Below are 13640 nucleotides of genomic sequence, written 5' to 3'. Positions count from 1 at the left end.
AGACAGGAGAGAGAGAAGAGAGGAGACAGCGGGTCCGCGCGCGATCAGCGGGCGGTGTGGCTCCCCGGGCCGGTCAGGGCTCCGGGGCCACGGCGCATCCGTACGGAGTGCGCACAGCCCCGGCCGAGACCGGTGTTCGTGATCGCGTTGTTCGCTGCCATGGACGGCACGCTAGGCAGGTGCCCGCGTCGCGCGCAAAGGGATTTACGTCAGCGCTGGTAGCGGGCGAGCACCAGGTTGCCGTCCCGTTCCAGGCGGGTCCGCAGCTCGGCGAGGCCGATGGCTCCGCTGTAGTACTCCTGGAAGGCCGGGGTGGCGACCTTGTCCTTGAACTCGGGGTAGCCCCGCACGGATTGCGCGGGTGCCGGGCGGAGCCGGTCGGCGAGGGCGGTGCCGGTGGCCCAGTCGTGTTCATCGGTGTGCAGGGTCGGGTCCTTCAGGGCCTCGGTGCCGGTCGGCAGCATCCAGTCGCCGAGCGCGAGGCGCACCATGTTCTTCGGCCGCAGCAGGAAGTCGATGAACTGGGCGGCCTCCCGCTGATGGGGGCTGTCCTGGGCGATGGACAGCGTCTGCGGGCTGACGCCCTGGGCGAGGCCGTCGGTGCCGGCCGGGGCGGGCAGCACCCGCCAGTCGAAGCCCTCGGGCGCCTGCTGCACGATCTGCTGCCGGTAGGAGAAGCCGAGCGGGACCATCGCGTAGCGGCCGCCGAAGAAGCCGGGCAGGGTGTCGGAGCCGCCGCTTCCCAGGGTGGACGGGGCGGCGCTGCGGTCGGTGGCGATCTGGTCGTGGACCGTGCGCGGCATGACCGCGTCGGCCTCCTCGAACCGTACGGTCACCTTGCCGTCGGCGCCCCGGTGGAAGAGCTGCCCGCCGGCCGACAGCGACAGGTTGAGGCTGACGGAGACGGGTTCCTTGAGCGGCCAGGCGACCCCGTACCGGCCGTCGCCGCTCAGCCGGTCGGTGATCTCGCGGAACTCCCGCCAGGTCCAGGGGTGTTCGGGGGTGGGGATGCGCACGCCCGACTTCTCGAGCCAGGTGGCGTTGGCGATGAGCACGCGTGGTTCCTGGAGGAAGGGCACGCCGTAGACGCCGTCCCCGAAGGTCGTCGTCTCCCAGCTGTGCCGCGGGATGTCCCGGGTGAGCCGCTCGGGCAGCAGGCCGGTCAGGTCGGCGAGATAGCCGCCGTAGGCGAAGTCGGCCAGGTCGTCGGAGGCGTCGTGGATGACGTCCGGTGCCTCACCGCCCTCGAAGGAGGTGAGGAGCTGGTCGTGGACGCTGTCCCAACTGCCCTGGACGTACTCGACCTTGACGTCGGGGTGGGTGGCGTTCCACTCGGCCACCAGCTCCTTGTTGACCCGGACCGACTCCTCCTGCCAGGCCAGTGACTGGAAGCGCAGGGTGACGGGGCCGCCCGGGTCGGTGTCGCCGCCGCAGCCGGCGGCCAGCAGGACCAGGACGAGCATCCACAGCAGACGTCCGCGCATCAGCTCTTCACCGCCCCGGTGAGCATGCCGCCCGTGATCCGGCGCTGGATGAGCGCGAACACCACCAGGGACGGCAGGGTCGCGAGGAACGCGGCGGCGGCCAGCGGGCCGAGGTCCGCGACGCCTTCGGCGCCGATGAAGTGGGTGAGGACGACCGGGAGGGTCTGCTTCTCCGGGGTCTTCAGCAGCACCAGCGCGAAGAAGAACTCGTTCCACGCGGTGACGAACGCGAACAGGGCCGTCGCCACCAGTCCGGGCGCGAGCAGGGGCGCGGTCACCGAGACGAGGGTGCGCAGCCGCCCGGCCCCGTCGACGGCCGCGGCCTCCTCCAGCTCGCGCGGCACCGCGCGGACGTACCCGACGAGCATCCACAGCGCGAACGGCAGCGCCCACACCACATAGACCATGACCAGCCCTGTCATCGAGTCGATCAGCCGCAGGTTCTTCAGCACCAGGAACAGCGGGATGATCACCAGGACCAGGGGGAACGCCTGGCTGACGACCACCCAGCCGGTCGCGGCCCGCGCCAGCCGGGTCCGCCGGCGGGCCATGACGTACGCCATCGGGGTGGCGAGGAGCACGGCGACCACGGCGGTGCCGAGCGCGGCGGCAAGGGAGTTGAGGGCGGCGTCCAGGAGGGGCTGTTCGTCGAAGGCCTGACGGAAGTTGGCGAGCGTGGGGTCCTTCGGGATCCAGGTGGGGTGCAGACTGGCCAGTTCGCGCGGGGGCTTGAAGGCGGTGGAGACCAGCCACAGGAACGGGAAGGCCAGGAAGACGAGGTAGGCGAGCAGGGCGGCGTACTGACCGGCGCGGCCGGTGCGGCTGGTCCTCATGCGGTGTCACCGCCCCGCAGCCGGCCGGCCAGGAACACCGCGAGCAGGACCGAGATCGCCGCGACCATCACACATCCCATCGCCGCCGCGTAGCCGAACTGCCCGTAGCGGAACGCCTCTTCGTAGGCGAAGAGCATCGGCAGCCGGGTGCGGCCGCCCGGGCCGCCGCTGGTCAGCACGTAGACCAGGGCGAAGGAGTTGAAGTTCCAGATGAGGTTGAGCGCGGTGATGGACAGGGCCACGGGTCTGAGCGCGGGCCAGGTGACCGTGCGGAAGCGGCGCCAGGCGCCGGCGCCGTCCACGGCGGCGGCCTCGTGCAGTTCGCGCGGGGTGTTCTGCAGTCCGGCGAGCAGGGCGACCGTGGTGGTGGGCATCCCGGCCCAGACGCCGACCACGATCACCGCGGGCAGGGCCGTGCCGAGGCCGCTCAGCCAGTCCCGGCCGTCGCCGAGGCCGAGGTCGCGCAGGGTCTCGTTGAGGACGCCGGCGTCGGGGGCGTAGACCAGCCGCCACATGACGCCGACGACGACCTCGGGCATGGCCCACGGGACGATCGCGAGGGCGCGGGCCAGCCAGCGCAGCCGCAGATCCTGGTTGAGCAGCAGGGCGAGGCCGAGGGCCAGCAGGAACTGCGGCACGGTGACGCCGACCGCCCAGACCAGGCCGATGCGGAACGACTCCCAGAACAGCGTGTCGTGCAGCAGGTCCTGGAAGTTGAGCCCGCCGATCCACCGGGTGGCCGCGGTGCGGCCGGACTGGGCGTCGGTGAAGGACAGCAGGATGCCGTAGAGCAGCGGGCCGACGCTGAGGATCAGGATCGGCAGCAGCGCGGGCAGCACCAGGAACCAGGCGCCGCGGTCCGTGACGCGCCGGACCCGGCCGGGGCGGGGCACACGGGCGGCCGGCCTCTCGGCCTCGGTCACCGAGGTCACGGCATCAGCCCCTTCGCACGGCTCGGGCGGGCCCCGTCATGGTCGTGAAGGCGCCGTACCCCGTCAAGACCACCCGCACGCGTCCGACCTGTGGAAATGCGAGACTGAGCGCGGATGGCGGGAATCCGACGCCGTTCACGAAGGTGTACGACCCCACGGAGGCTGGCGATGGACGAGGCACGGGCGCGCGAGGTACTGGCGGCGGCGGAGGTCCTGCCGTCCCCGGCCGGGGACGCGCGGCTGCTGTCCCTCGGGGAGAACGCGGTGTTCGCCGCCGGCGACCTGGTCGTCAAGGTCGGCCGGGACGCCGAACTGCTGGAGCGGGCCCGGCGCGAGCTGCGGATCGCGCGGTGGCTGGCGGACGCCGGGGTCCCGGCCGTCCGTGCCGCCGAACCGGAGGCCCTGCTGGTGGAGGGCCACCCGGTGACCGTATGGCACCGCCTGCCGGACGAGGTACGCCCCGCCGAACCCCGGGACCTGGCCGCGCTGCTGCGGATCGTGCACGCCCTGCCCGCGCCGCCGTTCGCGCTGCCGCCCCGTGAACTGCTGGGCGGGGTGGAGCGCTGGCTGCGGCTGGCGGGCGACGCGATCGACCCGGCGGACGCCGCGTATCTGCGGGAGCGCAGGGACGGCTTCGCCGAGGCCGCGGCGCGTCTGACGCCCCGTCTGACGCCGGGCCCGATCCACGGGGACGCCCTCCCCCGCAATGTGCACATCGGCCCGGACGGACCGGTCCTGGTCGACCTGGAGACCTTCTCCGCCGATCTGCGCGAGCACGACCTGGTGGTCATGGCCCTGTCCCGGGACCGGTACGGGCTGCCCGCGGCGGCCTACGAGGAGTTCACGGACACGTACGGCTGGGACGTGCGCGAGTGGGACGGGTGCGCGGTGCTCCGCGGCGCCCGCGAGACGGCGAGCTGCGCCTGGGTGGCGCAGCACGCCCCGAGCAACCCGAAGGCGCTGGAGGAGTTCCGGCGCCGGGTGGCGTCCCTGCGGGACGGCGACGAGACGGTGCGGTGGTATCCGTTCTGAGCCGCTGAGGTCCGGGGGCGGCGGCGCGCCGGGGCCTCAGGCCCGGTCCGCCGGGATCTGCACCTCGCCCGGTACCGACCGGCCGACCACGGCCGGTCCCGCCGCGGACGGCTCGGGGTCGCGGACCGGCCAGGTGCCGTCGATGACCGCCGTCGGGTCGCCCTTGGAGCGCAGGAAGGTCTGGAAGTCCGCCGCCCACTCGGCGTACCACTCGATCTGGCGGCGGTGCAGCTCGGCCGGGCCGACGGAGGCGATCTTGGGATGGCGCGCGGCTATCGCGCCGGCCAGACGGGCCGCGGCGAGGGCGTCGGCGAAGGCGTCGTGGGCGGAGTCGAGCTCCACGCCGTACTCCCGGCAGACCGCTTCGAGGTTGCGCTTGCCCCGGCGGTAGCGGTCGACCCGGCGGTCGATCGTGTACGGGTCGACGACCGGGGCCGGGTCGAGGCCGCCGAGGCGCTCGCGCAGGGACGGCAGACCGTACCGGCGCAGCTCGGCGGAGAGCAGGCTCAGATCGAAGGCCGCGTTGTACGCGACGACCGGGACGCCCGACTTCCAGTACGACACCAGGACGTCGGCGATGGCGTCGGCGACCTGGTCGGCGGGGCGGCCCTCGGCGGCCGCGCGTTCGTTGCTGACACCGTGGACGGCGACGGCCTCGGCGGGGATCGGGACGCCCGGGTCGGCCAGCCACTGCCGGTGGCCGAGGACCAGCCCGTCCCTGACCTCGACGACGGCGCCGGTCACGATGCGCGCCTCGCGCGGATCGGTCCCGGTCGTCTCCAGGTCGAAGCCGATCAGCAGCTCACGGTGCCACCCCATGGCGGTCCCCCTTCTTGTGGTGCGTCCCCCAGTGGTCTCCACCTTCCCATGGGCCACTGACAATCCGAGGACCGCATTCCGCTTGGCCCACGGGACACTTCCCGCCCTGCGGGACAGTTCAGGACACCGGGCGCGAATCCGCCCACATGACCTCGAACTCCTCGCGATAGGTGGGGAAGAGCCCGCCCTCCTCGACCTCGTCCGACTTCACGACCCTGCTGCCGTTGCGCAGGACCAGCACCGGCGCCTCCATGCCCCGGGTGCGCCGCAGATAGTTCTGGACGACCGCGATGCCGTCGGCGCCGTCGCCGTCCACGAGGTAGGCCGTGAAGCGGGGCGTCTCGTCGAAGACCTGGATCTCGAAGGCGCCCGGGTCCCGCAGCCGGGACCGCACCCGCCGCATGTGCAGGATGTTCATCTCCACCGCGCGGCTCAGCTCGCCCCGCTTGATGCCCAGTTCCCGCTCGCGCCGCTTGACCGCGCTGGAGGCCGGGTTGAGGAACAGCAGCCGTACCCGGCAGCCCGCCTCCGCGAGCCGGACCAGCCGCCGCCCGGAGAAGTTCTGCACCAGCAGATTGAGGCCGATACCGATGGCGTCGAGCCGGCGCGCGCCGCCGAAGATGTCCTCGGCGGGGAACCGGCGCAGCAGCCGCACCCGGTCGGAGTGCACGGCGACGACGTCGGAGTAGCGGTCGCCGACCAGGTCCTCGACGGCGTCGATGGGCAGCCGGCGGGCCGACGGCACGTCACCGCCGGTGCCGAGGGCCTCCAGGAGACGGGCGGAGGCCCGCTCGGCCTGGTTGAGGACCGCCTCGGACAGGGCGCGGTTGCGCGAGACGACGTTCCGGGTCACCTCGAGCTCGTCCAAGGCGAGTTCGACGTCCCGGCGGTCGTCGAGATAGGGCTCGAAGCACGGCCAGTGCTGCACCATCAGCTCGCGCAACTGGGGCAGCGTGAGGAAGCTGAGGACGTTGTCGTCGGCCGGGTCGAGCAGATAGCCCTTGCGGCGGCTGACCTCGCGGACGGCGACCGCGCGCTGGACCCATTCCTGACCGGCCGGTCCGGCGGCGGCCACCACCCAGTCGTCCCCGTGGACGGGTTCGTAGACGGGCCGCAGCACGGCGGCCACGACGGCCCGCAGCCGCTGCTCGACGAGGTTCAGCCAGATGTAGGCCCGCCCGGCCCGCTGGGCGCGGGTACGGACCTCCCGCCAGGCCTCGGGGTCCCAGTCCAGCTCCGGACCGATGGACGTGGTCTCCATCGGCCGGGCCAGGGACACCGTGCCGGGCGGGACGTCTGGGGAGTTCCCCTCGTGACCCTCGTCACCAGGGGGCAACTCCAGCCCTCCCGAGCCCACCCGCGCACCGCCTTCCGCTCCCCCGAGCACTCCCCGTCCCAACGATCAAGGAAGGGTACTCCGGGAGCGGCGGGCGGTGCAGCCGGATGGACAGGTCGTTTCTCAACTGCGCGGCTGCCAGTGGCCGTTCTGCCATGCCAGCTCACTCGGCGTGAGCGGGTTCATGGCCGTCACATCGCGCGGGACGATGGAGAATCCCTGCCAGTGGACCGGCATCGGCTGCTGGTCCTCGTCGCGGGCGATGTGGTGGAAGCCGACGTTCATCCAGGTGATCGGGTGCTTGAGGGCCTGCCCGCCCACCCACTTGTCCACGGACTTGGGGTGCCCGTTGCCGCAACCGGGGTTGTGGGTCGCGAACTTCTCGCACTTGTCGTACTCGGTGACGTACAGGTCGTGCTTGGTGTAGCTGCGGCCCGGGTACTTGGTGGTGACACCGGGGACGATCTCGTACGACCGGGCGTGGCCGTCCTTGTTCTTGCCGGTCGCGCTGACCATCCGCCACCAGCGGTAGGCCTTGGCGTCGCCGGTGAGCTCCTTGGTGACCTTGGTGACACTGGTCTTGGTCCGCGGCGCGCGGTCGCCGGAGGCGGGTGCGCTCACCGTCGAGTCGTACTGCTCGACACGGTTCTTGGTGGAGCCGTCCAGGGCGAAGTCCAGGCGCCAGAAGACGTTGTGGCTGTGGCTGGTGGCCTTGGCGCGGTCACCCTTGCCGATGGGCCAGCCGCGGCCGTCACCGGCGTCGTAGTCGTCGTACGACAGGCTGCCGGTCGCGCCGACGTTCATGGTGACCGTGCCGTCGTCCTGGAAGCGCCACTCGGTCATGTACTCGTACCAGCCGACCTGGTTGACGGTGTACACGAGCAGGTCCTGGCCCTGCGCGGCGTAGACCTTGTTCGCGGTGTCGCCCTGCATCCGGTAGGCGTGGCCCCGCGCGCGGGTCGTCGTGCACAGGCCCTTGACGTTCGGGTTCTGCGGGTCCCAGGCCTCGGGGACCTTGACGGACTTGATGGTGCCGCCCGGGCACTCGGTGGCCTTCAGGGGCATCAGGCCCTGGGCGAAGCCGAAGCCGGTCAGGTCGTCGTACTCGACGCTGCCGTCGTCGTACGGGACGTGGATCTGGCCGAGGCGGGCGCTGTTGAGGACCCGGATGGGCTTGGTCTCGCCCTTGGGCTGGTAGGAGACCTTCTCCAGGACCAGACCGGCCTTGCCGTCGTAGCGCCAGCACATGCGCCAGGTGGTGCCGCCGCTGAGCTTCTTCTCGATGCGGTAGGCGGCGCTGCAGTCGGCGGCGGCCGGGGCCGCGTCGCGTGGCTGGGCGGTGGCGGTGCCCGTGCCGGTCGTGGCGCCGGCGGCCAGGGCGGCCAGGGACACGCCGACGGCGGCGGTGGTGCGGGCCCGGACTTTTCTCCTCGGGCGGGAACCGCTGGTCGAGCTGTTTGCACGCATGACGAGATGACTCCTCTTGCAGGAGATGCGAGTACGTGGTGTCCGGGCGGGTCGGGCCCGGTGCGGTGGACGGCGCCGGCTCAGCGCGTGTCGAGCCGGGCGACCTGGCGGGCGCTGAGGTCGATCACGAAGGACCGGGCGTCGATCCAGGGCCCGTTCTTCACCTTCGGGAACAGCCGTACGCAGCGGTGCTCGCCGCACTTGTCGAGCGCGGCGGGCTGGCCGCCGGACGTGGCCCGGTACACGGCGCCGTTGAGCAGCAGCTGGTCCGGCGAGGTGAGCGTCTTGCCGGTGGCGTCCTTGTAGTCCGCCTTCATGCCCGCGCCCAGCGGGTGGGCGATGAGCAGCTTCGCGGCCTCGGCGTACTCGGCCCGGCTCAGCGGCGGCTGGACGCCGTGCTCGGTGACGGTCCGCTCGACCTTGCCGGTGTCCAGGTCGACGGTCCGGGTGACGAGCGCGTCGGTCTTGTAGTCGTAGAACGTCACCTCGGCCCGGCGCGGCCCGCCCGCGCGGTCCGTCTCGCCGCCCTCCGGTTCGGCGAGCTCGACGCCGAGGCGCTGGGCGCCGCGGTCCCCGGCCACGTTCTCCCCGGCGGTGCGCAGCTGCGCGCTCGCCGCGAGCTGGGCGGCGCGCTCGGTCTCGTCGTCGGTCAGCGGGTCGTCGCCGACGCCCTCGTCACCCTCGTCGGGCGCCTCCTCGACGACACCCGGCGGCACCGCGCCGGCCCCCTGGCCCGCGGCCCCCTGCTGAGCGGCCGCGGCCTGCCCGGCGGTGTCCCCCGCCCGTTCGCCGGCCCCCGCCGTGCCCGGCAGGGTGATCCCGACCATCACGGCGGTCCCCGCCACCGCGATGGCCGTGCCGGCCACCACCTTCCCCAGGTGGCGGCGCACTATCTCGCGCACGTCTTCCCCCTACTCCCCCAGGTCATCGGGAGTATGTGATTGCCCCACACGTTCGGCATACGGTGTATGCACTGGTCGACCGGTAAGAGGGACGTAAGTCGGGGGTGGTTCCATCACTTTCGGGGAGACTCGACGTCAAGGCGCCCCCGACGGCGGGGTCGAGCTGAAAGAGTCGTGTGCATGCAGGTCTGGCCTGGAGAGGCATATCCGCTCGGTGCCACGTACGACGGCGCCGGGACCAATTTCGCGGTCTTCACGGAGGCCGCGGACCGAGTAGAGCTGTGTCTGCTGCACGACGACGGCTCGGAGACGGCGGTGGAACTGCGGGAGAGCGACGCCTTCGTACGCCACGCGTACGTGCCGGGCGTCATGCCGGGGCAGCGGTACGGATTCCGGGTGCACGGCCCGTACGCCCCGGAGCGGGGGCTGCGCTGCAACTCCGCCAAGCTGCTCCTCGACCCGTACGCGAAGGCGGTCAGCGGCTCGGTCCGCTGGGGCGAGGAGGTGTACGGCTACCACTTCGGCGAACCCGACCGGCGCAACGACCTCGACTCGGCGCCGCACACGATGTCGTCCGTCGTGGTGAACCCGTACTTCGACTGGGGCGACGACCGGCGCCCGCGCACCGAGTACCACCACACGGTGATCTACGAGGCCCATGTGAAGGGCCTGACGATGCGCCATCCGGGGCTGCCGGAGGAGCTGCGCGGCACGTACGCGGGCCTCGCGCACCCGGCGCTGATCGAGCACCTGACCGAGCTGGGTGTGACGGCGCTGGAGCTGATGCCGGTCCACCAGTTCGTGAACGACCACCGGCTGGTCGACATGGGCCTGAACAACTACTGGGGCTACAACACGATCGGCTTCTTCGCCCCGCACAACGCGTACGCCTCCTGGGGCGACCGCGGCCAGCAGGTCCTGGAGTTCAAGTCGGCGGTGCGGGCGCTGCACGAGGCCGGTATCGAGGTGATCCTCGACGTCGTCTACAACCACACGGCCGAGGGGAACCACCTGGGGCCGACGCTGTCGTTCCGGGGCCTGGACAACCCGCAGTACTACCGGCTGACGGACGACCCGCGGTACTACATGGACACCACCGGCACCGGGAACTCGCTGCTGATGCGGTCCCCGCACGTGCTGCAGCTGATCATGGACTCGCTGCGGTACTGGGTCACCGAGATGCATGTCGACGGGTTCCGCTTCGACCTCGCGGCGACGCTCGCACGCCAGTTCCATGAGGTGGACCGGCTGTCGTCGTTCTTCGACCTGGTGCAGCAGGACCCGGTGGTCTCCCAGGTGAAGCTGATCGCGGAGCCGTGGGACGTCGGCGAGGGCGGCTACCAGGTGGGCAACTTCCCGCCGCTGTGGACCGAGTGGAACGGCAAGTACCGCGACACGGTACGGGACCTGTGGCGGGGCGAGCCGCGCACGCTCGCCGAGTTCGCCTCCCGGCTGACCGGCTCCTCGGATCTGTACCAGGACGACGGGCGCCGTCCGCTGGCCTCGATCAACTTCGTGACCTGCCACGACGGCTTCACCCTGCACGACCTCGTGTCGTACAACGAGAAGCACAACGACGCCAACGGCGAGGACAACCGGGACGGCGAGAGCCACAACCGCTCCTGGAACTGCGGTGCCGAGGGCGAGACCGACGACCCGGACGTGCTGGCGCTGCGGGCTCGGCAGATGCGCAACTTCATCGCCACGCTGATGCTGTCCCAGGGTGTGCCGATGATCAGCCACGGCGACGAGTTCGCCCGCACCCAGCACGGCAACAACAACGCGTACTGCCAGGACAGCGAGCTGTCGTGGGTTAACTGGCCGCAGCCCGGCGAGGAGGCGGAGGAGGGGGCGGGCGGCAGCCTCGCGCGCGACCTGCACGCCTTCACGCGCGCGATGGTGGCGATGCGCCGCGAGCACCCCGTCTTCCGCAGGCGGCGCTTCTTCCACGGGCGGCCCGTCGAGGGCACCCACGACGACCTCTCGGACATCGCCTGGTTCACCCCCGAGGGCAAGGAGATGACCCAGCGGGACTGGGACCGGGCGCAGGCGTCGGCGCTGACGGTGTTCCTCAACGGCAACGCGATCTCCGAGCCGGGACCGCGCGGGGAGCGGATCGCCGACGACTCGTTCCTGCTGATGTTCAACGCCTCTCCGAAGACGCTGGACTTCGTCGTGCCGGTCGACCACGGCCGGCAGTGGCAGGTGGTCGTGGACACGGCCCGCCCGGACGGGGTGCCACCGGGTACGGGGCCGAAGGTGCAGGCCGGGGAGCGGCTGACGCTGGTGGACCGCAGCCTGACGGTGCTGCAGCGGCCGGTGTAGACGCGGCGCGGGTGCGGTCCGGCGCGGCCGGGACGCACCCGCCCGTGGGTCCACGTGGCGGCGGGCGATGACACGAAGGGCGGCCGGAGGGGTACGTAGCTCTGCATGACACCTGAAGCCCCCGAACCGATGGTGCCGACCGCCACCTACCGGCTGCAGCTGCAGCCCTCGTTCCCGTTCGCGGCCGCCGCCGAGGCCGTGCCGTATCTGGCCTCGCTCGGCGTCTCGCATCTGCACCTGTCCCCCGTCCTGGAGGCGGTTCCGGGGTCGGGGCACGGCTACGACGTCGTCGACCACGCGCGCGTACGCGAGGAGCTGGGCGGGGAGGACGGGCTGCGCGCCCTGTCGCGCACCGCCCGGGAGCACGGCCTGGGCCTGGTGCTGGACATCGTGCCGAACCACATGGCGATGGCCCCGCGCCACAACCGCGCCCTCTGGGAGGTGCTGCGCGAGGGCTCCGTGTCCCGGTACGCGCGCTGGTTCGACGTCGACTGGGAGGCGCAGGACGGCCGGATCCTGCTCCCGGTGCTCGGCGGCCCGCTCGGTCAGGTGCTGGACGACCTGGTGGTGGACGGCGACGTCCTGCGCTACCACGACCATGCGTTCCCGCTGCGCGAGGGCACCGGGGACCTGCCGCTGCCCCGGCTGCTGGACGCCCAGTGGTACCGGCTGGCCTGGTGGCGGCTGGCCCGGACCGAGCTGAACTACCGGCGGTTCTTCTCCATCTCGGAGCTGATCGGGGTGCGGGTCGAGGACCCCGAGGTGTTCGAGGCCACCCACGGCAAGATCCTCCAGCTGCTGCACGAGGGCGTGGTGGACGGGCTGCGCGTCGACCACCCCGACGGTCTCGCCGACCCCGACGGCTATCTGCGGCGGCTGCACGAGGCGACCGGCGGGCGCTGGACCGTCGTCGAGAAGATCCTCTCGGACGGGGAGCATCTGCCGGCCGCCTGGCCGGTCGCCGGCACCACCGGCTACGACGCCCTGCGGCACATCGACGGCCTCTTCACCGACCCCGCCGGGTACGGGGAACTCCTCGGCTCCTACCGGCGGTTCGCGGCGCCGCAGACCGACCGGGGCGGCGACTGGGACGCCACGGTGCGGCGGGCCGGGTACAAGGTGCTCACCCATGAGCTGGCCGCGGAGGTCGCCCGGCTGACGCGGGTGGCGCACCGGGTCTGCGACACCTCGCCGGACCCCGCGCTGCGCGACCGGGCGCCCTGGGCGCTGCGCACCGCGCTGCAGGAGCTGCTGGTGCGGATGGACGTCTACCGGCCCTACGCCTCGACCGACGCCTCCCTCGTGGTCACCGAGGAGGCCGCCGCCGAGGCGCGGCTGGCTTTCGCGGTGCCCGAGGAGGCGGGCGCCGTGGACGTCGTACGCGATCTCGTGCTCGGGCGGGCCGGGGACGGGCCGGGCGCGGTGGAGTTCCGGACGCGGTTCGCGCAGACGTCGTCGGCGCTGCGGGCCAAGTCGGTGGAGGACACCGCGTTCTACCGGCACGTGGCGCTGCTGTCGGCGACCGAGGTGGGCGGCGACCCGGGCAGCCCGTCCGTCTCGCCGGACCGGTTCCACGCGTACTGCGCGCGCGTACAGCGCGACTGGCCGCTGACCGGGACGGTGGTGTCCACGCACGACACCAAGCGCAGCGCCGACGTACGGGCCGCGCTGGCCGTGCTCACCGAGTGCCCGCGGGACTGGGCGGACCTCGTGGCGGAGGTGACCCGGGACGGCACGGGCGTCCCGGACGCACAGCTGGCGTGGGCGGCCTGGCAGACGGTGTTCGGGCTGGGCGAGGCGGACGTCGAGCGGGTGCGGGGAGCGCTGCTCAAGCATGTGCGGGAGGCGGGCCTGTTCACCAGCTGGACGGAGCAGGAGCCGCCGTACGAGGAGGCGGTGGCCGCGTTCGTGGCCGCGGGGCCCTGCGGGGTGCCGGGCGAGCGGGTGACGGCGTTCCGGCACGCCCTGGAGCCGTACATCCGGGCCAATGTGCTCGGTGTCGCGCTGACGCAGCTCACCATGCCGGGCGTGCCGGACGTCTATCAGGGCACCGAGGGCGAGTACCGGGCGCTGGTGGACCCGGACAACCGCCGGGCCGTGGCCTTCCCGCCCGAGGACGCGGGCGACAAGGGGGCGGTGACGGCGGCGGCGCTGCGGCTGCGCCGGCGGCGCCCCGGGGTCTTCGGTGACGCGGCCTCGTACGAGCCGCTGGCCGCCGAGGGACCGGCGTCCGACCACTGCGTGGCCTTCGTGCGCTCCGGCGAGGTGCTCACGGCCGTCACCCGGCTGTCGCTGCGGCTGGCGCGGGACGGCGGCTGGCGGGACACCAAGCTGGCGCTGCCGCCGGGCCGCTGGGTCGACGTACTGGACGGGGAGCGGGAGTTCACCGGGCAGGTGCGGGTGGAGCAGCTGTTCGAGCGGCTGCCGGTGGCGTTGCTGGAGCGCGCCGGGGACTGACGGGCGGGGTGCATCCGGGCGCCCCCGGCGGGCTCCCCATGTGCTCCTTGACA

General features: G+C 72.4%; 10 protein-coding genes. 3 read left to right on the top strand and 7 right to left on the bottom strand.

Annotation, left to right across the window (positions count from 1 at the left end; all coding sequences use genetic code 11):
• Nucleotides 1-209: 209 nt before the first annotated feature.
• The 3 genes from KBY32_RS18585 to KBY32_RS18575 are packed head-to-tail and all read right to left on the bottom strand — an operon-like array spanning nt 210 to nt 3249.
• Complete coding sequence (locus tag KBY32_RS18585) at nt 210-1484, bottom strand: ABC transporter substrate-binding protein (protein WP_210980835.1); 1275 nt, start codon at nt 1482-1484, stop codon at nt 210-212.
• Entirely contained in the window at nt 1484-2317 is an 834-nt protein-coding gene (locus tag KBY32_RS18580) for a carbohydrate ABC transporter permease (protein WP_055624022.1), read from the bottom strand. The genes KBY32_RS18585 and KBY32_RS18580 overlap by 1 nt, the downstream gene beginning before the upstream one ends.
• Complete coding sequence (locus KBY32_RS18575; protein WP_115504711.1) at nt 2314-3249, bottom strand: carbohydrate ABC transporter permease; 936 nt, start codon at nt 3247-3249, stop codon at nt 2314-2316. The genes KBY32_RS18580 and KBY32_RS18575 overlap by 4 nt, the downstream gene beginning before the upstream one ends.
• Nucleotides 3250-3417: 168 nt before the next feature.
• Here KBY32_RS18575 and KBY32_RS18570 point away from each other — a divergent pair, with 168 nt between their 5' ends.
• Nucleotides 3418-4281, top strand: a complete 864-nt coding sequence (locus tag KBY32_RS18570; protein ID WP_055624024.1) for a phosphotransferase enzyme family protein — start codon at nt 3418-3420, stop codon at nt 4279-4281.
• 36 nt (nt 4282-4317) lie between these two features.
• Here the strand turns inward: KBY32_RS18570 and KBY32_RS18565 are convergent, their stop codons facing one another.
• The 4 genes from KBY32_RS18565 to KBY32_RS18550 all read right to left on the bottom strand — a co-directional run bounded on the left by KBY32_RS18565 (nt 4318) and on the right by KBY32_RS18550 (nt 8805).
• Nucleotides 4318-5100 carry a 3'-5' exonuclease gene (locus KBY32_RS18565; protein WP_210980834.1) on the bottom strand — a complete coding sequence of 261 codons (783 nt, stop codon included), beginning with the start codon at nt 5098-5100 and terminating at the stop codon, nt 4318-4320.
• A 118-nt stretch (nt 5101-5218) separates the two neighbouring features.
• A complete protein-coding gene (locus tag KBY32_RS18560) occupies nt 5219-6457 on the bottom strand; it encodes an SAV2148 family HEPN domain-containing protein (RefSeq protein ID WP_055624025.1) in 1239 nt (412 codons plus the stop codon).
• A gap of 102 nt (nt 6458-6559) precedes the next feature.
• Nucleotides 6560-7903, bottom strand: coding sequence for a copper amine oxidase (locus KBY32_RS18555; RefSeq protein ID WP_210980833.1), 1344 nt, complete (start codon nt 7901-7903; stop codon nt 6560-6562).
• 80 nt (nt 7904-7983) lie between these two features.
• Entirely contained in the window at nt 7984-8805 is an 822-nt protein-coding gene (locus KBY32_RS18550; protein WP_210980832.1) for a Tat pathway signal sequence domain protein, read from the bottom strand.
• A 180-nt stretch (nt 8806-8985) separates the two neighbouring features.
• Between KBY32_RS18550 and glgX the strand changes: the two genes are divergently transcribed.
• Complete coding sequence (glgX, locus tag KBY32_RS18545) at nt 8986-11130, top strand: glycogen debranching protein GlgX (protein ID WP_055624066.1); 2145 nt, start codon at nt 8986-8988, stop codon at nt 11128-11130.
• A gap of 105 nt (nt 11131-11235) precedes the next feature.
• Nucleotides 11236-13587, top strand: coding sequence for a malto-oligosyltrehalose synthase (gene treY, locus KBY32_RS18540; RefSeq protein ID WP_210980831.1), 2352 nt, complete (start codon nt 11236-11238; stop codon nt 13585-13587).
• The last annotated feature ends 53 nt before the right edge of the window (nt 13588-13640 follow it).

Origin of the sequence: Streptomyces sp. RK62 (genome assembly GCF_018070255.1) — a bacterium.
Lineage (GTDB): Bacteria > Actinomycetota > Actinomycetes > Streptomycetales > Streptomycetaceae > Streptomyces > Streptomyces nigra.
Note: the sequence above shows the minus strand (reverse complement) of the source record. Positions and strands in the feature narration are given on the sequence as shown.

Coding starts and splice junctions, on each gene's coding strand:
- KBY32_RS18585 (WP_210980835.1), bottom strand. CDS start 1,484: ATGCGCGGACGTCTGCTGTGGATGCTCGTCCTGGTCCTGCTGGCCGCC.
- KBY32_RS18580 (WP_055624022.1), bottom strand. CDS start 2,317: ATGAGGACCAGCCGCACCGGCCGCGCCGGTCAGTACGCCGCCCTGCTC.
- KBY32_RS18570 (WP_055624024.1), top strand. CDS start 3,418: ATGGACGAGGCACGGGCGCGCGAGGTACTGGCGGCGGCGGAGGTCCTG.
- KBY32_RS18565 (WP_210980834.1), bottom strand. CDS start 5,100: ATGGGGTGGCACCGTGAGCTGCTGATCGGCTTCGACCTGGAGACGACC.
- KBY32_RS18555 (WP_210980833.1), bottom strand. CDS start 7,903: ATGCGTGCAAACAGCTCGACCAGCGGTTCCCGCCCGAGGAGAAAAGTC.
- glgX (WP_055624066.1), top strand. CDS start 8,986: ATGCAGGTCTGGCCTGGAGAGGCATATCCGCTCGGTGCCACGTACGAC.
- treY (WP_210980831.1), top strand. CDS start 11,236: ATGACACCTGAAGCCCCCGAACCGATGGTGCCGACCGCCACCTACCGG.